Source organism: Pedobacter riviphilus (assembly GCF_014692875.1).
Lineage (GTDB): Bacteria > Bacteroidota > Bacteroidia > Sphingobacteriales > Sphingobacteriaceae > Pedobacter > Pedobacter riviphilus.
In genome coordinates, this window is the sequence record NZ_CP061171.1 from 1,285,636 (window position 1) to 1,306,190 (window position 20,555).

The following is a 20,555-nucleotide window of genomic DNA, read 5'->3' on the forward strand; positions in this document are numbered from 1 at the left end:
GTAATATGGCTAAATGGGCAGATTATTGTGTTAGCAAATTATCATTAAATGAAAATGGATTTATTGATAATATTATTTATTGTGAAGATTTAGGAGATTCTTTAGGTTACAAGTTTGAAAGAAATAGAAGCTGGATGGTAGAACAGGTCTCGAAAGGTAAAACATTTTGTTCTATAAAGAGTAATGAGAAAGGTGGATGGAATAATATTGGACAGTTTTCGTATGATGGAAACATCTTTAGTTGGAAGAAAGTACCTAAAAATATTACTCAAAGAAAGACATTCATAAGCTATTACCATTACGAGGATCAAGATTACAAGGAGAAATTTAAGAATTTATTTGGCGATTTAATTACTCATAAATCTGTAGAAGATTGTGATATAGATTCTGATAATTCTGATGGGTATATAAAACAGTTAATTCAGAAAGGTTATCTATCAGACACAACTGTTTTAGTTGTTTTAATAGGTCCAAATACAAAACATAGAAAACATATAGATTGGGAAATCTCTGGTGCATTAAATTACAAAGTAGGTGATAAGTATTCTGGTATTTTAGGATTGAAGCTACCAAGTCATTCTGATTATGCAACTGGACACCATCATTATGATCTATTGCCTGATAGGGTATCTGATAATCTTAAATCAGATTATGCTATAATAAGAGATTGGACAGATGATAGAGTAAAGATGCAAGAATATATCGAACTCGCTTTTGAAAGGAGATATACTCACTCTGATAATATAGATAATACCAAAAAACAAATGACAGAAAATACAAATGAGTAAATATGAAGTATCCTTTAAATATATATATAGTTTGGCATCCAGACTCATTGGTTGGAGAAGCTATTGCAAAAGAGTTATATAACACTTTTTGTAGAGATTATAAAACCCCTCTTTCTAGAGGTTTGGGTATCCCGGTTTACTTTAGAAGCGCAAAATTAGATAATAATAAGCCCGTTGCTGTTGATTTTTCAGGCGCTGAAAAAAATGCAGTCATTTGTTTAATTGATGATGTTTATTTTTTAGATGATTATTTTAAACAATTTACTTCTGAAATAGTAGGTAAACTTGACGATAATAATAGAATTTATCCCATTAAACTATTTGAAAAAGCCCATAGTATTGGATGCGGGCTATCTAACTTACAATTTGTAGATGCCATGGTTTTCTTTAAAGATAAGCTAGATTTTCAGAGAGAAGAAGATTTATCAAAAGCTATTAAAAAGATAAAATCGGAAGTATTGCATGATTGTGCTAGATTGTTAATGGAATACCATCCAATTTTTAAAGACAAAGAAAAACATAGAATTGGTTCTCCTGTTAAACTTTTTTTAAGTCATGCGAAATATGACGGACAAAGTACAACTATTAAGTTCAAGCAATTTATAGAGAATAATCTCAAGCTAGATGTATTTTTCGATACGGTTGATATTGCAAATGGTTACGACTTTGCTAAACAGTTTGAGCAAGAGATTTTAAATTCTGCACTTGTAGTTTTTCATACTGATGAATACTCTAACAGAGAGTGGTGCCGTAGAGAGGTTCTCATAGCCAAGAGGCATAAATCTCCTATTGTAGTAGTACATAAAATCACAGAAGGAGAAAAACGGGCTTTTCCATATTTGGGGAACGTGCCAACGACCGTGTTGAATGATAATGACGAAGAGTTGAGTTTTTACAATATAGTGTATTTAACACTATATCAGGTGCTTAATAATCTATATCAGTACAGATTACTTTCGAACCATAAAGTACTTAAGGATATAGATGCAGAAATAAAAGTGATAACTTCTCCTCCTGAACTATTCAATTTTGTAGACATAAAAGCATATCAGAAAGAGATTGATAAGAAGTTAATTATCTTATATCCAGATCCTCCATTGGGTTTAGAAGAGTTGTCTATCTTAAATGAAGTGGATTCTGATGTAGAGTTTATAACACCTATTAATTTGCATTAATATTATGGACGAATTAAATATTACGGGAATAGACAGTGCTTTAGTTGACGAAAAATTTGCCGCTGTCGACAAATATTTGCAGTTAAAAAAGAAGAAAATCGCCATTTCAGTTTCTATAAATGAAGATTTAGAACTTTTAGGATTTTCTGAGCAACATTTAAATGATATTTCTATTGAAATTGCTCGTTATATTATTGCAAATGGAGGCACAGCACTTTATGGAGGAGATTTAAGGATAAATGGATTTACGTACTATTTCTCTGAGCTAGCAAATTTTTATAAAAAGAATGATGATCCCTCATCGGGGTTTATCAATTATTTTGCGCCTCCAAATTTTAAACAATTAGATAGAAATGCATTAATAGAGTTTAAAGCAAAGCAAATTGGAGTTAAAAAGGTTGAATCTGGGGAAGGTATTATATTTGATGAAAGTATCAAATATAATCCAAATACAGTTGTAGCGGACAGATATCTCTACGCCGAATGCTATAAACGGATGAGAATCAAGATGGCTAAGGACAGTGTCGCTCGAATTCTTGTAGGGGAAAATCAAGTAATTACGTGGGATATATTCCAGGAGTAATAGAAGAAGCATTATTGACATTAAGGGAAAACAAACCTGTTTATTTAGTAGGCGGATTTGGGGGAGCAACGTTACATCTGATAAACCTAATAAAAGGAGAAGAAGTTAAAGGGCTTACAAATGAGGAACAATATCAGGGCGACTTTCTAAAAAGCTTCCAAGAATTTGTAAAAGATAAATGCGAATATTCTGACTTTGAAAGTCTGAAGGCAGAATTTGAGAAATATGATTTAAATAAACTTTCAGAACTTAATAAACTTAGTATTGAAGAGAATGAAATCTTATTTTCTAGCAAAAATATTCACGAAATAGTTTTTTTATTGATGAAAGGACTAAAGGCTATTAAAAATTAACAGCATCACAATTATGGAATTTTCATCATATCAAGAACAAGCAAAAAAAACTATACAAGAATATATTCAGGGAAAGGAAGCTAATAAACTAGTTCCCTTTTTAGGGCTAATCGGTGAGGCAGGCTCTGTAATTACAGAACTAAAAAAAAGTCTAAGAGATGGGAAAGCTTATACTAGTTATAATAAAAAGCTTAAAGAAGAGCTTGGTGATTTGTTATGGTATATAGCTACAATAGCTACCGAAAATGGATTGAAGCTTGATGAAATAGCATCAGGAAATCTCTTAAAGATTAAGGATAGATTTGATATTGATCAATCCGAGAATTTTATTATATATGATGAACAATATCCAGAAAGTGAGCGTTTTGCTAGAGAATTCGAAATCCAGTTTGATGTGATTAATGAGGGAGGAAAAGAAAAGGTTAAAATTACCAATAATACAACGGGAGAGCAACTAGGAGATATTATCTCGGATAATTCCCATCAAGATGATGGGTATAGGTTTCACGATATTTTTCATTTTGGATATGTAGCTTTTTTAGGTTGGTCGCCCGTTGTGAGAAAACTAATGAAGAATAAAAGAAAAAGTGATAGTAATACAGATGAGATAGAAGACGGAGCAAGGGCAGCTATTACAGAAGAATTAATTAGCCTTTACATTTACAGTCATGGCATGGACCACCAATTGTTCAAATATAGTAATAGCGTTGATACAGAAGTTTTAAAAACTGTTCAAAAATTAGTTAGTGGTATAGAGGTAGAAAATTGCACACAGAAGCAATGGGAAACTGCCATTATAAACTCATATAAAGTTTATGATGAGTTAAGAAAAAATGGAGGTGGCAGAGTATTAGTAAGCATTAAAAATAGAAAACTTACTTATTTGGGGAAGAACTAAATTCCTACATTTGAATAAATTCATATATACCGTTGATACTTAAGAAAAAATCGCAACCGAAGCCAAGTGTAGTTTTTGATACTTACTGGAAATTTGCAACTGAACGTCAAAATATCTTTTTTAATAGGATTGCAAAACAAGAAGTTTTAACTGATGATCCAATATTTCTAAGGCATAAATTTACGAATGTTTATAGAGCATCTGATAGGGTTAGTCAATATTTGATAAAAGATATTATCTACCAAAAAGAAAATTATTCTCGACAAGATATTCTTTTTAGAATTATACTCTTTAAAATATTTAATAAAATAAGTACTTGGCAGCTGCTTGAGGAAGAGATCGGAAATATCTGTGTTGAAACATTTAATTTTAACGAGTATTGTACTATTTTAAGCGAAGCGAGAAAAGCAAAAGAAGCTATTTATTCTGGCGCTTATATTATGACCTCTGGTAAAAGTATTTTCGGCTATGACTTTAAGCACGAAAACCATCTAAAATTAATAGAACAATATATATTAAAACCTAGATTTTTGGAAAGTATTCAGAATTGTAAAACGTTAGAAAGCTTATATTCTCTGTTACGAGATTTACCCACTATAGGTAATTTTTTAGCTTATCAATACGCAATAGATATCAACTACAGCGAACTGACTAATTTCAGCGAGATGGACTTTGTAATGCCTGGTCCGGGTGCTAAAGATGGGATTAAAAAATGTTTTACTAGTTATGGTGATTACTCAGAGGCTGACATCATACGTTGGGTTACAGATAATCAAGAAAGGGAATTTAAAAGGCTGGATTTGGATTTTAAGAGTTTAGGGCTACGGCCTTTGCAGTTGATTGACTGTCAGAATTTATTTTGTGAGACCGATAAATATGCTAGGGTAGCTCATCCAGATATTATCGGTTATTCCGATAGAAAAAGGATTAAGCAGGTTTATAAGTCAAGCAAGAATGAAATAGAATACTTCTATCCACCTAAATGGAAATTGAAACTTCCTTAAGTGGCGGTACTTAGATTTTTTTCCAACAGGATTCGGACATGTAGTGCTCACTTCTAGAAACAAGCATCTTCTATAAGCTTACTATTTATCTCCTAATTTAGAAAATCCAACAATTCCTTTGGGTCAATCCCCAAACCTTTTGCTAAAGAAAGTAATGTAACCAGAGAAGGTGCTGTTTCACCTTTTTCAATTCTATGAATTTGACTATAATCTATGTTGGAAAGTTGCTCAAGTACACGTAGACTAATCTTTTTCTCATTCCTAATATTTTTCAAATGAGTGCCGAATAATTTAAGTATTTCTTCTTTTTTGAGTTCTTCCACGTAACAAATAAAAAGAAACTATATAATTTATTTGTGGGATTATTTGCATACAAAATAATTACTTTTTATATTTGGTATAGTTAAAATAGGTATTAATAAAAGTCTTGTGATTACAAAATCTGACGCCGTTAACACAAGACAGCAGATTAATGCCCATATCTATGTGTAGATGTATATATTTGTACATCGAAATAGATGTGGGGCTGCTGTAAAACCATGTTAACGTAAGGCGTCAGAAACTTTAGTGTAATCATGGTAAGCAGTCCCACATTTATTATTTGGGGCTGTCCTGCCCAACAAGACTCGTAAAACCATACGAGTATGATGACTAAACCCATTACCATTGCAGGGAAACCGCTTTCGCGGTTTTATCAGTTGCCTTTAGAAAAGGGGAGCAGGGTGTTAAGCTTAGCGGTGCTGGATCAGGTAGCTAGCGGATTGCACAGCACCTTTGGCATAGGTAAAAAGCCTGATCTGCCAGTTATACAATCGCTTTCTTTTGATCAGGGTTTGTTAGTCGTTAATGTTATATTAGGTAAGGAAGATGTAGCAAGGGTTTACATTGGGGTAGAATACGATTGCCTGTTGGTGAGCTGTAGTGTTGATACTGATGAAACCTACCTTGGGCATTATGCTTACCTTACTTTGCGGGCCATGATGCGGAGCGGTTACTGCGATTTTCAGGAATATTACTGGCCGGCATGTTTTGCTTTGGGTACCAAGCGGTCGAGCTATGTAGATGTGGTTAAAAAACCTGGCGGTTTTACCATCACCTTGAAGAAAAAGTTTAGCGGTTTGTTTAGGCCTGGTGATGATTTGCCGGATGTTACGGAACGTGTGGTGGTACCGCGTGAAAGGCTGTCGGGTAAATATGTTATGGCACGGTTGGCCCCGGTTAGCATTGGCTATTGTTTTGCCAATACCGATCTGCAGCATTTCCACAGCAACCATTATCCTTTTTTAATTCCTTATGTTTTTGCAGCCACGGCTTACCTTAAAACGGTAAAATCTTTTAAACGTTTCGTGTTAAATCCGCACGATGTGGATGGTATAAGCCTCTCGCCCCAACAGGAGGAACTGAACAGTATTTGCTTCGCCATGAAACCGCTAGCGGCCATACGCTTTAGCGCCAATGGCCACCTGCCCGAAACTAATGCGATTAATGATGCCAACCAGCTCATGCTTTTTAAGTTATGGAACAAGGCTTTGCCATTATTGATGCAGCAGCATTTTACACATTATTGCTATACTTATGGCATGCGCAATGTTACCGGCAAACCTGTAACGCGGGATATGAAACTGGTTGAATTCTCGATGGAGGTACCTGTTTTAAGCTTTGTATTAAAAGATGAGGGTGATTATTATGAACTGCAGCTTAAAATTAAGGTGAAAGGGAAAAGCCTGCATCTGAACAGGGATCAACCAGGGTTATTTTTGGTTTGCGATAGGGCTAAACCGTATTTATGGTATTTGCTTAAGGCGGAAATGGATTATAAACTGGTTTGGTTTTTTAGCAGGGTAAATTTTAGGGTGCAGGTACTGAAAGGGTATTATAAGGAGTTTTTTGAGGGGTTTGTTGAGGGGATGGAGAGGTGGTATGAGGTGAAGAGGGGGTAAGGGGGGCATCATTAATACGGTCGTCATTCCCGCGCAGGCGGGAACCTTAAAGCGGTCGCTATGTTGCTGCCTTCCGCACTATCTTGCCTCGGCTCACCGCCGCCGAGGGGGCTCTTTCTTTTGGCTTGGCCCAAAAGAAACAAAAACCCAAGGCTTGCATCCTTTCTTGTAAAAACCTACGGAAATCTTTATAGCGGCAGTATCGAGGCTTTTACCATTGCTTATCCCATCGCACCCGCTTTGATCCTGCCTTGGGCTGTGGGTATGAGGGGGAACTGCAAAGATTTCCGTGCTTTTTCCGGCGAAAATCTGCTAGGCCGGATAGCAGGGTGCTGATAGCATGATATATAGGGATAATTTCTAATACGGTCGTCATTCCCGCGCAGGCGGGAACCTTAAAGCGCTTTTAATTTTAAAACTATGGGTGGGAACTCCACTCCTCCAGGAGGGGTTGGGGGAGGTTTTGCCCTCTGCTCGGGCTTGCCTCGGCTCACCGCCGCCGAGGGGGCTCTTTCTTTTGGCTTGGCCCAAAAGAAACAACCTGAGCGCAGCGAAAGCATGCCTACCTTAACAATAAACAAGGCATAACTGAAAGGCTTGGATCTGATGTCGGATAAATTCGTCAAAGCTTTTTGGGTCGCCAGCACAAGCCCCCGATGAAGGATCGGGGAGGGCGTGCTGCCTCGGGGTAGTGGTAGGTTGAGAGGAGGTGCAAAAGCTTTAACGTTTTCTCCTTCCATCATTTCCTAGGCCGGGTAGCAGAGACAGGCATACGTATATTGATTCCTCTGGAGATTTGAGGGGTCGTTGTATCGTCATTGCGAGAAGGCTTTTTCAGCCGACGAAGCAATCTTTATAGCAGGGATCACTAGCAGGAAAGATTGCTTCGTCGTTCCTCCTCGCAATGACGAACTTTTTATACAAAACCTCTTATTGGTATTAACCTTGCGCTGAACGACACCAAAATGAATTCGTGATAGATTTCAGTCATTTTCACTTCGCGTTCTTTGCGAAAAACTTTGCGTTCTTTGCGGTTAAATATTCACTTAATCTTTATAACGAATCTAAAAAATCTAAATACAAAGGAATGCTTTCTTCTACCCATTTTTTTGATGTGTTATGCTCCATTCCATAATAAGCAAACAGGGGACGGTAATCGGCTTTTACATATTCAAATGAAAGTTCGAACGGACGGGTTAATTCTGCTAATGTATATTTATACTTTTCTGATGGACGCAGTTCGTGTTCTTCAACGCCCAAAGAAATGGCCAGGGCAATTTTCTTGTCAGCCAATTTATAACCGCTTTTGCTGCCGTAGGCCCATCCATGAGTGAGCACTTCATCCATCCATTTTTTTAAAAGTGGGGGGCAATTGAACCAATAATAGGGAAACTGGAATACGATTTTATCATGTTGTTCAATCAGCTGTTGTTCTGCCAGTACATCAATCTTTTCATCAGGATAGGCCTCATACAGTTGATGGACCAGATATTTATCAGGGTATTGAGTTAATTCTTCTATCCACCGTTTGTTGATTAGGGAACTTTTAATATCGGGATGTGTTACGACGATTAGTGTCTTCATTTTTACAAATTTTGATGATTATAAAGCACAAAAATAGAGGCATAACCGCTTATTTTGTACATTAGCGACCAATTGTAAGGTACTATAAAAAATGTAAGCATGTCTAAAATCAAGGAAACCTCTACCAACTACGCTAACAAACAAGCTTTAGCTGATGAGTGTTTAGAAGTTTATGCGGCCAACATTATTGGCGGGCAATGGGCTTTAGTAATCTGTTCGTGGTTAATGAACGGTAAACTCAGATTCGGAGAGTTAAAACAACGTTTGCCCAATATTACCGAGCGAATGTTAACCTTACAGCTACGCAAATTAGAAACAGATAAAATTGTTAAGCGAACCATCTACGCCGAGGTTCCGCCAAGGGTGGAATATGAACTAACCCCCATTGGCCTTGAATTGAGGCCGATTATTAATGAACTGGAAAGCTGGGGCGTAAAGCATAAAAGTCTGCTAGGGGAGTTTTGATCTGGTTTATTTAAGCGCAGCATCCAAAACGCGATGCTTATCTATTTTATTCGAAGCGCATATCTTGAGGGTAAAGCGGAAGGTTTGAAAATGATAGGTGGATAGGGAGTTAAGACGCTCGCTATTATACGGTCGTCATTCCCGCGCAGGCGGGAACCTTAAAGCGCTTTTAATTTTAAAACTATGGGTGGGAACTCCCCTCCTTCAGGAGGGGTTGGGGGAGGTTTTGCCCTCTGCTCGGGCTTGCCTCGGCTCACCGCCGCCGAGAGGGCTCTTTCTTTTGGCTTGGCCCAAAAGAAACAAACCTGAGCGCAGCGAAAGCATGCCTGCCATTAAATAACAAAGACAAAGGCATAACTGAAAGGCTTGGATCTGATGTCGGATAAATTCGTCAAAGCTTTTTTGGTCGTCAGCACAAGCCCCCGATGAAGAATCGGGAGGGCGTGCTGCCTCTGGGTAGTGGTAGGTTGAAAGGAGGTGCAAAAGCTTTAACGTTTTCTCCTTCCATCATTTCCTAGGCCGATAGCAGGGTGCAGATAGCATAGGGCATATTGCAGGGTGCGGTACTTTGTTTTTTAGCCCTTTCCCTTTCAGGGGAAAGGTGCCGATAGTCGGATAGGGGGTAAGGCGCTAAAAAGTAACGCTTACACTTCGCGTTCTTTGCGAAAAATTTTGCGTTCTTTGCGGTTAAATATTCGCTAAATCCCTCTTCACCGATTTCAGAAACACAAAACCCACCACACCGGATAGGATCGAAGCGGTTAGAATCGCAAACTTCGCTTCCGAAACATGCAGCACCTCGCTAAAAGAGAGTAGGGCAATAAAGATCGACATGGTAAAACCGATGCCGGCGAGCATGCCCAAACCTAAAATGTGTTTCCAGCCTGCTCCGGTGGGTAAATCGGCCCATTTTAATTTCACGGCTAACCAGCTGAAAAAGGTTACGCCGATGGTTTTACCGACAAATAAGCCAACGATAATACCGAGACCGAGGGGTGAAACCAGTCCGGCGAGCATTTCTTTTTGGAAAGTGATGTTGGTATTCGCCAATGCAAAAATGGGCATAATGATGTAGTTTACCGGAGTGGTTAAAAAATGCTCCAGTTTTTCTAAAGGTGATTCTTCATCCGTTTCGTTGGTAGGGATGGTGAAAGCCAGTAGTACCCCTGCAATGGTGGCATGGATGCCCGAGTGGTGGATGAAATACCAAAGGAATATGCCCGGGATAAGGTAAAATACCAGTTTCTTTACGCCGAAATAATTCATCAGTCCTAAAAGAACAAGGATACCCCCAGCCATGGCCAGGTATTCGAAATGAATCTGGTGGGTATAAAAGATCGCGATGACAAGGATGGCACCAAGATCGTCGACAATGGCTAAAGCAGCCAGGAATATTTTTAAACTGGTGGGTACGCTTTTACCCAACATGGCGATAATGGCGAGGGCAAAGGCGATGTCGGTTGCCATGGGGATACCCCAGCCAGATGCCGAAGCTTCGCCTTTGTTGAATAAGGCATAAATCAAAGCTGGGACCAACATTCCGCCCAGGGCCGCAATTACGGGTAAGGCGGCGCTTTTAACAGAAGATAATTCGCCTTCTACGAGCTCGCGTTTGATTTCGAGCCCTACGAGCAGGAAAAATATTGCCATTAAGGCATCATTTATCCAGGCCAGGATGCTATAGTTTACCGGACCAAAACCCAGTTTAATTTCGAGGAAGTTGATAAAAGTATCTTTAGCAGATGAATTGGCAATAATTAGGGAAATGGCAACGCAGATTAATAATATAAATCCGCCGATCTGTTCTGAGCGGAAAAATCTTTTAAAAACGTCCAGGTTGATGAGTTTTGCCATGAAGGTAAAAGTAGTGAAATAAGGGGGAAAGGGGTGGTTTTTGTGAGGAAATCTGTTATTTAATGATGCGGTTTTAGGTTGCTATTGGGAGTTAACTAATACGGTCGTCATTCCCGCGCAGGCGGGAACCTTAAAGCGCTTTTAATTTTAAAACTATGGGTGGGAACTCCCCTCCTTCAGGAGGGGTTGGGGGAGGTTTTGCCCTTCGCGCAGTCTTGCCTCGGCTCGCCGCCGCCGAAGGGGCTCTTTCTTTTGGCTTGGCCCAAAAGAAACAAAAACCCAAGGCTTGCACCTTTTCTTGTAAAAACCTACGGAAATCTTGATAGCGGCAGTATCGAGGCTCTTACCCTGGCTTATCCCATCGCACCCGCTTGATCCTGCCTTGGGCTGTGGGGTTACGAGGGGGGACTGCAAAGATTTCCGTGCTTTTTCCGGCGAAAATCTGCTAGGCCGGATAGCATGATGCCAATGGCATGGCGCATATTGCAGGGGGCGGTAATTTGTCTTTTAGCCCTTTCCCTTTCAGGGGAAAGGTGCCGATAGGCGGATAGGGGGTTAAAGCGCTCGCTATAATACGGTCGTCATTCCCGCGCAGGCGGGAACCTTAATGCTTTCGCTATTCTGCTGCCCTTTTTTCTATTTTGCCTACTTCACAGTCTTGCCTCGGCTCACCGCCGCCGAGGGGGCTCTTTCTTTATCCTTGATGATAAAGAAACAACCTGAGCGCAGCGAAAGCATGCCTACCTTAACAATAACAACAAACAAGGCATAACTGAAAGGCTTGGAACTGATGTCGGATAAATTCGTCAAAGCTTTTTTGTCGCCAGCACAAGCCCCCGATGAAGGATCGGGGAGGGCGTGCTGCCTCGGGGCTGTGGTAGGTTGAAAGGGGGGGCAAAAGCTTTAACGTTTTCTCTTTCCATCATTTCCTAGGCCGATAGCAGGGAGCAGATCGCATGGTGTACATTGCAGGGTGCGGTAATTTGTTTTTTAGCCCTTTCCCTTTCAGGGGAAAGGTGCCGATAGGCGGATAGGGGGTAAGACGCTCGCTATAATACGGTCGTCATTCCCGCGCAGGCGGGAATCTTAATGCTTTCGCTATTCTGCTGCCCTTTTTTCTATTTTGCCTACTTCACAGTCTTGCCTCGGCTCGCCGCCGCCGAAGGGCTCTTACCTTTTTCTTGATAAAAAGGTAACCAAAAATCAAGGCTTGGAACTGATGTCGGATAAATTCGTCAAAGCTTTTTTGTTCGCCAGCACAAGCCCCCGATGAAGAATCGGGGAGGGCGTGCTGCCTCTGGGTAGTGGTAGGTTGAAAGGAGGTGCAAAAGCTTTAACGTTTTCTCCTTCCATCATTTCCTAGGCCGTATAGCATGGTGCCAATAGTATGGAGCATATTGCAGGGGTGGTAATTTGTTTTTTAGCCTTTCCCTTTCCGGGGAAAGGTGCCGATAGGCGGATAGGGGGTAAGGCGCTCGCTATAATACGGTCGTCATTGCGAGGTACGAAGCAATCTTAATGCGGTTGCTATTTACTTGCCCAGGCTCGGGCTTGCCTCGGTTAGCCACCGAAGGGCTTTTACTTTTTCCTTGATGAAAAAGTAACAAACCTGAGCGCAGCGAAAGCATGCCTGCCTTAAAAAACAGCAACAACAAGGCATAACTGAAAGGCTTGCATCCGTTTTTTATGTGATTATATTGTTTTTTATAGGCATAAAAGATTGCTGCGCAATTCTTGTAAAAACCTACGGAAATCTTGATAGCGGCAGTATCGAGGCTCTTTCCCTGGCTTATCCCATCGCACCCGCTTGATCCTGCCTTGGGTTGTGGGGTTACGAGGGGGGACTGCAAAGATTTCCGTGCTTTTTCCGGCGAAAATCTGCTAGGCCGGACAGCATGATGCCGATAGTATGGTGTACATTGCAGGGTGCGGTAATTTGTCTTTTAGCCTTTCCCTTTCAGGGGAAAGGTGCCGAAAGGCGGATAGGGGGTAGGCGGATTGGTGGGAATGCAATCTATAAAAAAGCCGCAGATATTTAAATCTGCGGCTTTTCGTTTGTTGCATTAAGATTCCCGCCTGCGCGGGAATGACGACCCTTCTTTTAAAAGAAAAATTAAGGCTTCTTGCCAATATTAACCCTGATATTTATTTCAAAATCGCCATCGGTATAACCACTGATTGCGGAAGTTGCGGTGTTGTAATAAGCCATAAAATATAAGGTCGATTTGTAATTCATGCCAAAACCGAAGGTAGCATTCTGGGTATTGTGGTACATGGCCATGGCGTACAGTTTATCGTTGGCAAAATTGGCATTCAAGCCGGCATCCCATAAATTTTTGTAATTTTTTATACCCCTGAATACACCTTTTGGCTCCAGGCTGATTCCGTTTATACCCGATCCCAGCATGAACTTATAACTCACCGCCGAATAAAACGTGGGTTTATCAGCAAAGTTTAAATCATCTTTTCTGAAAACAGAACGCATGTTGGGCACGGCACCTTCAACGGTTAATCCTTTTGAGGTATATGAGATACCGAAATCGCCATCTAAATAATATCCCCTGTCGTTAAAACGGGCAATGGACGGATCGTTAATATCGCTGTTTCTTACACTACTTAAATCCAGTTTATCCTGACTGGCGCCAAAAGAGATCCCGAAGTTTAGTTTCTGATCGTCGCTGTTTAAGGGCAGGTGATAGGCAAAGGTACCCACGGCTTTGGTACGCTGGATTCCGCCCGATTTCTCGTTGTAGATGTTTACACCCCAACCCACTTTGTTTACCTGCTGATCTAAAGTTACACTTTGGGTAATGGGGGCACCCGGAATGTTCGACCATTGTTTGCGGAAACTGCCGTTAATGTTAAAACCTTCGTTAATACCTGCCATTGAGGGGTTAACCAGGTAACGGTTCTGGAAATATTGTGCATTGAGTGGAAGGATCTGTGCTTTAACAGATCCGAAAAATAATGTGCTTGCAGCAAATAGAAACGTTACGCGACGCATTTGCTTTATGTTTTTTGTAATTGCTCTCATGTCTGTAATTAGTCTCTAATGATGTTGATAAAACCTTTGAATGTACCGATGCCGCTACCTAAATCGATGATGTAATAGTAGGTTCCTTCGCTCAGCGGACTACCGTTTATGGTTCCGTCCCAATCGTTGGCATAGGTATGTTTGGTATATAGAATCCGCCCGGCCTTATCGAATATCTTCAAGGTATTGTTCGGATAATAATCGATGTTCTTCACGATAAATTTATCGTTATACCCATCACCATTAGGCGTAACTACAGTACTGGCTTCGAGTTTATAATCGTCTATTACGGTAATGGCAATGCTTTGATCGCTCACACAACCGCTGGCATTGCTTACGGTAACACGGTAAGTACCACTCTGTTTCGGTCGGATGGTTAAGGCAGGCGTGTTTTGTCCGCTAATGATATCCGAGCCTGTCCAGCTGTATTGCGTACCACCGGTAGCCGTTAAAACGATGGCATCACCTTTAGAAATCGATAAACCTTTGTTGCTGCTGACGGAAACTACTGGTAAAGCATTTACCGTTACGGTTGCTGTTCCGGTTTGTAATTGATTGGCATAAGCATCGGCCACACTTACTAAAGTGTACGTAAATGTACCTGCGGCATTGGTTGGTACACTAACTGTAGCGGTAGTAGCATTGGTGCTTACGGTGCGGTTGCTGCCTCCGTTTACGGTATAAGTAAAGGTGTAAGGTGCTGTGCCAACCGAACCTGTGAAGGTGATGTTTGGTGATGAACCGAAGTTACATACGGATGTAGTACCTGCAATGGTAGCTACTGGTAATGGACGTATAATTACGGTTGCCGAACCCGTTTGTGGCTGTGCACAGTTTACATCGGCCACGCTTACTAAATTGTAAACAAAGGTTCCGACTGTTGAAGTTGGTGCAGAAACGGTTGCCGTATTGCCTGTTGAAGTGACCGTTCTGTTTGCTCCGCCATTAATATTATAGGTGAAGGTATATGGAGCGGTTCCGTTGGCACCGGTGAATGTAATATTAGGTGCTGTGGCCAGGTTTGGTACCGCTGTTGAACCTGAGATACTTGCTGTAGCCAAAGACCTCACAGTGATGGTCGCTGTTCCACTTTGTGCCTGGCCCGCGTTTACATCGCTAACATTTAATAAGTTGTAGTTAAAAGTACCTGCAACGTTTGATGGAGCGGTTACCGTAGCGGTGGTATTTGTACCGGCAGTACTAACCGTTTGGCTTGTACCACCATTAATATTATAGGTAAATACATAAGGCCCTGTTCCGTTACCACCTGTAAAAGTTACGGTTGGTGCAGCTCCGTTTAAGCATAAAGCGGTAGTTCCGGCAATGCTGGCTACTGGGATAGGATTGATCTTAACCGTGGTGGAGATGTTTTGAGGCTGTGTGCTGTAAGCATCTGTAATGCTGGTAACGGTATAAACAAAAGTACCTACGGTATTGCTTGGCGGGGTAATGGTTGCCGTACCTGTTGTTGATGTTAACGTTTGGTTTACCCCACCATTAATGTTATACGTAAAGGTAAATGGTGCAGTACCTGCGGTTGCGGTAAAAGTAATTGCCGGAGCAGTGGTATTAAGGGGGATAGAAATATTGCCGCTTAATGCTGCAACTGGTTTAGCATAAATATGTAATTTGGCTGGCGTATAGTTAACCGTGTAATTGCTGCTTAAAGCCAGCGTTCCCTGTTGAATGTCATAATCGCCTGCGGTTTCGCCCGCCACACGGCTTAATGTGCCTGTAAAAGCATCGGTACCAATCAGTGTAGGTGTGGAAACATAGGTAAATGCCGGATCAGCTGTTCCTCCTACCTTGCTTTTGGCATCTGCGGTTACCGTAATGGCTTTAGGGGCAATGGTTAATACCTGTTGTTTGGCAACTGCGGGTTAAAGAAAGTATCGCCCGGTTGATTGGCCGTAATGGTTACCGTACCTGCTTTTACAATGTGGATATCGTTATTGCTGATGGTGGCAATATTGGTATCGCTGCTGGTATATTCGATGTTAATGGCTGTATTGTCGCTCGTAGCCCCTGCAACTAAATCAGGATCGCCGTAAGTAGCCGTTCTGGTGGCGGCAAAGGTAATATTCTGGTCTTTCTTAACCGTTGCATCATCCCTGGTATACCAGATGGGAGAGGTAATGATCCGGCTTCCGTCTGCTTCTACAATATCGGCATAATAATAACCTGTGGCCAGGTTGGCCAGGGCATTATCGGTATAGGTTAAACTTGCAGTTGGGCTGGTGGTTAATTCTACCGGATTAATGCCGTTTCCAGGTGTACCATATAAAATTTTAATGCTGGTTACAGGGCTGGTGGTTATTGAACTTACGGAGATCTGCGGCGCACCGGCGGTTTTAAATACACTGCCTACAGGTTGTTTGTTAATGGTAAAAACAATTTTAGCTGCCGAATCTTGTGAGGCATAAAAACGCATCTTTTTAATGGCATCCAATAAATCGTTCTCGGTAAGGGCAGGGGCCATTACCACCAATCTGGAGCGGGTGTGCTTACCAAAAGTCATGTTGTGGTTATCATGATCGATGGTTGCACCAAGGTGGTAGCCCTTAGCCAGCATGCGGTTATAATAACTTAAATAACTCATCGAGCTGGCGGGATCGGAATAGGTAACATTGGTCGAAAATGCAGGACCACTTTCTAAGGCTGCACCTACAATGGCGCTATCGGCACTTAAATCGTAAGTGGCCGAGATGTTGTTAAAATCGGTCGTATTAGGGTGAGCCAAAGTAGCTATGGCATTTAAACCATGGCGGTTAATGATCCTGAATAAACCCGCAGGACCTGTATAAGTGCTTTTAGGTACATAAATCTGGTTTTCGCCCGGCTCCCAGCCGATCAGTGAATCGATACCATACACAATTACGTGTCCGCCGCCACTAATTACGCCCCATTCCATACCGTGCATGGCAACGAAAGTAGAAGTGGTTGCATTTTTGGCTGCAATGATACCCGGTTGCCAGTTGGCTAAAGACATACCGGCCTGTGTGTGGTTATGCTCCGATATCCCAAGGAAATCGAGTTTCATTGCCGTTTTGGCAAAAGCATAATCATCTTCTGGTTTTTTGGTTAAATCGTCTTTATTTCCGTCAGAATAACTGCTGTGGCTATGTAAGTTACCATAATAGAAATTGAGTTTGTTTACATCAAGGATACCGGTTTTAAAGTTTCCTAAAAGGGGCTGTGTGGTTAAATATAAAGGCCCACCGCTGCAGGCACTGTTTACGGCATAGGTGAAAAAGTAATAATTGGTGTTCTGGGTTAAACCATTTCTGACAAATGAAGTGCCCGTTCCTCTTTTCACCACGATACCACCACCTAAAGCATCGCCTACATTATAAACCGTTTGGTTTACCGGTGCTGCGGTTAAGGTATTGCTGGTACTCATCACCACCAGGTATTCATCAGCTGCGCTGGCGGCGGTGAAAGAGGCCTGGATAAAGTTATAGTTGGAAGAAGTAATGGTAAAACTTGTAGGCTGTGCGGTTGGCGTGGCACAGGGCAATAAGGTTTTAGTGCTTTGTGCTGCGGTTAAAATATTGGTGGTTAAATATTTCGGTCCGCCGGTACAAGAAAGGTTGTTCAATGGAACAATAAAATAGTTGTACGTAGTAGAACTGTTTAAACCGTTATCGGTAAAGGTATTGCTTACAATTTTATTGATTACCGTGCCCCCACCTAAAGCAGAACCAATGGCATAAGCGGTACCATCAACAGGAAGCGCGCTTAAAGTAGCGTTTAAACTTCTGATGATCAGGTATTCGTTGGCATCGGCCGATTTGGTAAAGGTTGCGGTGATGCTGCCTGTGGTAACAGCACTAAAAGTTAATGCAGTTGCAGGGCTGCTTGGTGCCGCGCAGGCAGGTAAATTAGGTGGGAAATGTACCCCCAACCTATTGGCATCGTCATCATCAATGGCATTTTGAACGGTAGCTAGCGGTGTTCTGGTCCAATCGTTGTCTATGTAGGTAGGACTAGGTGCAGTTACATTTAAACTTCTTACATAAGAAACATCTTTGGCGTTAACCCCCTGCCCAAAAGCATCGATAATGTTGTTATTGGCATCTAAAAGGGCCACACCATCGTTGCCGTTAAAGTTGATTACGGTATTGCTGTTTAAAATGGCACTGGCAGGAGTTAAATAAGGAACTTCGGTACCATTACCTGTATTGCCCAAAAGTACGGAGCCGTGGGCCGGGATGGTAAAGTTTAAATTTACAGTTTGCGATGGTGCTCCTGTGATGTTGATGTTACCCGCATCGCCAGAAATATTGTATAGCGCTAATTTTAACTGTGGCGATGCGGTATTAATTGGTGCATTGCTCAAATTGGTTAATTCGATCCATTTGTTTACCGAGGTGCCTTCGTAATATTGACTGATGATTACAGGTGCGCTCACCAAGGGCGGGTTAGCAGTTGTGGCATCAACCGAAGCCACTGTAGTTTGTAAATTACCGGCAGCATCTTGCGCCACTACATATAAAGTATAACCAGTGCTTATTGTTAAACCGGTGATGGATGCGCTGGCATCGGTATTGGCCGTATTGGCAAATGAGCCCGATTTTAAAGCGGCAGCGCCCGTTCCGTCCTGTGCGGCTTTTACCTGTGCGGGTGTTGGGGCAGTACCTCCTGAAAGGGCCAAAACATAATAGGTGGTACCGGCCTCGTTAATGTTGTTTGCAAAATCGACTGAGGTAGTGGTAACCGTTGTGGTTTTTGGGTAAGTTGCTGTGGTTACAGGAGGAGTGATATCACCCGCTACACCTGTACCGCTTAAGGCAACACTTACAGCTGTTGCACCAGTGCTGGTAATTTGAACATTGCTTGCTGATGGACCAGTAACCGTTGGGCTGTAGCGTACATAAACCGTTGGCGAAGCTGAAACTTCGGCCACGCTATAGGCAATAGCCGTAGTAAAAGTGCTATTGTCTTTAGATACTGTAAAGGGTAAAGTTGTGGTAATATTGGTGTTTGCTGTGGTATTGCTACCGCTTAAAGTAAAACTCTGCGCAGTAGAATTTGTTGCTATCGTTTGGTTTCCAAATGCCAAACCGGTAGGCGATGTTGATAAAACTGGTGTAGCAGGTCCGCCGCTTTTTGGTGTGATGCTAAAATTGTCGATGGTATAAATACCGTCGCTTCCTGAATCATCAGTATCTGTCCAGCGGATATAAAGTGTGGCGCCATTTGCCCAGGTAATGGTGGTGATACTTCCAGAAATAGCCGTTTGATTTGCAGGTAGGTTCCCATCAACACCAGCCGCCACGGTAGTTGTGGTTAACTTTTCGTTAAGGTCCATGCCGGTGAGGGGTAGCCAGGTGGCCAATGCATCGGCAATGCTTGTGGCATTGAAACTGTATTCGAAATTTAGTTTTTCGTTAACTGTAGCTGATGAACCGCTTCTCCACTGTTCCATCACACCCGATAAATCGATTGAAGTTACAGTTGCGCCGGTGTTATTCTGGAATCCGGCACCAAATCTTGGTACCAATGAACCAGAAGCCAGGCTTCCTAACGAACGGTCGGCCGCTCCGGCTGTTCCTGCGTTGTAAGCAGCGCCAGCATTTGAAGAAGCGGTGTAAACCGATAATGTTAAGGCCGAACCAACGGCTGCACCGCTTGTGCCACCGGCTTTAACGGCGCTCCATCCGGTAACTGTTGATGTCCCGGTTGCAGTCATGCCATCAAAATTTTCTAATTTAGCTGTATTTATTGTCGTTAGTGAGACTTGGGCAGATAAATAATTCGAGAAAATCAGAAAAAATAAAATGAGAAGTAAAGGTCTTTTCATATAATAAGTTTTGTTTACAACAAATGTATATGCAAAAGCCTTATAATCAGATTAACTTAATGTTAATTTGGGCGATTGTGGAAAAATAAACATAATAAGGGATAATTTTTTGATTGGGACGACGTTGTCCTGCGAAAATCTGCCAGGCCGGATAGCAGGGTGCAGATAGCATGATATATCGGGATAATTTCTAATACGGTCGTCATTCTCGCGCATGCGGGAACCACGACGTGCTCAGCAAAGCTAATCTTAATGCACTCGCTATTTTCTTGCCCTTCGCGCAGTCTTGCCTCGGCTCACCGCCGCCGAGGGGCTCTTTCTTTTGGCTTGGCCCAAAAGAAACAAAAAACCAAGGCTTGCATCCTTTCTTGTAAAAAGCTACGGAAATCTTGATAGCGGCAGCATCGAGGCTCTTACCTTGGCTTATCCCAGTGCACCCGCTTGATCCTGCCTTGGGCTGTGGGTTAATGAGGGGATTGCACAGATTTCCGTGCTTTTTCCTACGAAAATCTGCTAGGCCGGATAGCAGGATGCAGATCGCATGGGGCATATTGCAGGGTGCGGTAATTTGTCTTTTAGCCCTTTCCCTTTAAGGGGAAAGGTGCCGATTGGTGGATAGGGGGTAAAGCGCTCGCTATAATACGGTCGTCATCCGATAGCTATCGGATCTCGCGCAGGCGGGAACCTTAAAGCGGTCGCTATTCTTGCCCCTTGCGCAGTCTTGCCTCGGCTACCGATGAAAAATCGGTACAGGTCTACCGACGCCGAGGGGCTCTTTCTTTTTTCAGTTTTGTATATGTTTTTATAGGTCTTCAAGCTTGCTTCGCAGGTTGGCTTGATAGAAAATGAAATTACAAATATGATACAACCTGCTTTAAGCACTAAATATTATTCATCTTCGGAGCGCCCGCCCACTTTGTTACTAAGCCGGATTGAAACGGAAAGCCCGCATCCCGATTTTAATCGGGGAGGACTTGAAGTGTAAAGCAGGGCTGGAGGCCGCAACAGAGAACTGAAATCGTCACTTCCAAAAAAAAGTAATCTAACAGGCCTGATAAAATAGGCGATCTGGCT

At 42.0% G+C, this 20,555-nt stretch carries 12 protein-coding genes and 1 pseudogene; 7 read left to right on the forward strand and 6 right to left on the reverse strand.

Annotated elements, in window-relative coordinates:
* Positions 1–5 precede the first annotated feature (5 nt).
* The 5 genes and pseudogenes from H9N25_RS05375 to H9N25_RS05395 all read left to right on the forward strand — a co-directional run bounded on the left by H9N25_RS05375 (position 6) and on the right by H9N25_RS05395 (position 4,801).
* Complete coding sequence (locus tag H9N25_RS05375) at positions 6–788, forward strand: TIR domain-containing protein (protein ID WP_190328194.1); 783 nt, start codon at positions 6–8, stop codon at positions 786–788.
* Between the two features lie 2 nt (positions 789–790).
* Positions 791–1,963 carry a toll/interleukin-1 receptor domain-containing protein gene (locus H9N25_RS05380; RefSeq protein WP_190328195.1) on the forward strand — a complete coding sequence of 391 codons (1,173 nt, stop codon included), beginning with the start codon at positions 791–793 and terminating at the stop codon, positions 1,961–1,963.
* 4 nt (positions 1,964–1,967) lie between these two features.
* Positions 1,968–2,899, forward strand: a pseudogene (locus tag H9N25_RS05385) (hypothetical protein).
* Positions 2,900–2,912: 13 nt separating this feature from the next.
* Positions 2,913–3,797: a nucleoside triphosphate pyrophosphohydrolase family protein gene (locus H9N25_RS05390; RefSeq protein WP_190328196.1), complete on the forward strand. Its 885-nt coding sequence runs from the start codon at positions 2,913–2,915 to the stop codon at positions 3,795–3,797.
* A 32-nt stretch (positions 3,798–3,829) separates the two neighbouring features.
* A complete protein-coding gene (locus H9N25_RS05395; protein WP_223833598.1) occupies positions 3,830–4,801 on the forward strand; it encodes a nucleotide kinase domain-containing protein in 972 nt (323 codons plus the stop codon).
* Between the two features lie 92 nt (positions 4,802–4,893).
* Here the strand turns inward: H9N25_RS05395 and H9N25_RS05400 are convergent, their stop codons facing one another.
* Positions 4,894–5,124, reverse strand: coding sequence for a helix-turn-helix domain-containing protein (locus H9N25_RS05400; protein ID WP_190328197.1), 231 nt, complete (start codon positions 5,122–5,124; stop codon positions 4,894–4,896).
* A gap of 321 nt (positions 5,125–5,445) precedes the next feature.
* On the opposite strand from H9N25_RS05400, the gene H9N25_RS05405 reads away from it, so the two are divergent.
* Positions 5,446–6,741: a hypothetical protein gene (locus tag H9N25_RS05405; RefSeq protein WP_190328198.1), complete on the forward strand. Its 1,296-nt coding sequence runs from the start codon at positions 5,446–5,448 to the stop codon at positions 6,739–6,741.
* A gap of 1,053 nt (positions 6,742–7,794) precedes the next feature.
* Here the strand turns inward: H9N25_RS05405 and H9N25_RS05410 are convergent.
* Positions 7,795–8,325, reverse strand: a complete 531-nt coding sequence (locus H9N25_RS05410; RefSeq protein WP_190328199.1) for an NAD(P)H-dependent oxidoreductase — start codon at positions 8,323–8,325, stop codon at positions 7,795–7,797.
* Positions 8,326–8,424: 99 nt separating this feature from the next.
* Between H9N25_RS05410 and H9N25_RS05415 the strand changes: the two genes are divergently transcribed.
* Entirely contained in the window at positions 8,425–8,790 is a 366-nt protein-coding gene (locus H9N25_RS05415; protein ID WP_190328200.1) for a winged helix-turn-helix transcriptional regulator, read from the forward strand.
* Positions 8,791–9,477: 687 nt separating this feature from the next.
* Here H9N25_RS05415 and nhaA read toward each other — a convergent pair.
* The 4 genes from nhaA to H9N25_RS05435 form a co-directional block, all read right to left on the reverse strand.
* Complete coding sequence (nhaA, locus tag H9N25_RS05420) at positions 9,478–10,644, reverse strand: Na+/H+ antiporter NhaA (RefSeq protein ID WP_190328201.1); 1,167 nt, start codon at positions 10,642–10,644, stop codon at positions 9,478–9,480.
* 2,113 nt (positions 10,645–12,757) lie between these two features.
* Positions 12,758–13,678, reverse strand: coding sequence for a PorP/SprF family type IX secretion system membrane protein (locus tag H9N25_RS05425; RefSeq protein ID WP_190328202.1), 921 nt, complete (start codon positions 13,676–13,678; stop codon positions 12,758–12,760).
* A gap of 8 nt (positions 13,679–13,686) precedes the next feature.
* Positions 13,687–15,528: a T9SS type B sorting domain-containing protein gene (locus tag H9N25_RS05430; protein ID WP_330221107.1), complete on the reverse strand. Its 1,842-nt coding sequence runs from the start codon at positions 15,526–15,528 to the stop codon at positions 13,687–13,689.
* A gap of 2 nt (positions 15,529–15,530) precedes the next feature.
* Positions 15,531–19,481 (reverse strand): CehA/McbA family metallohydrolase, encoded by a 3,951-nt coding sequence (locus H9N25_RS05435; RefSeq protein WP_190328204.1) that lies wholly within the window; start codon positions 19,479–19,481, stop codon positions 15,531–15,533.
* Between the last annotated feature and the right edge of the window lie 1,074 nt (positions 19,482–20,555).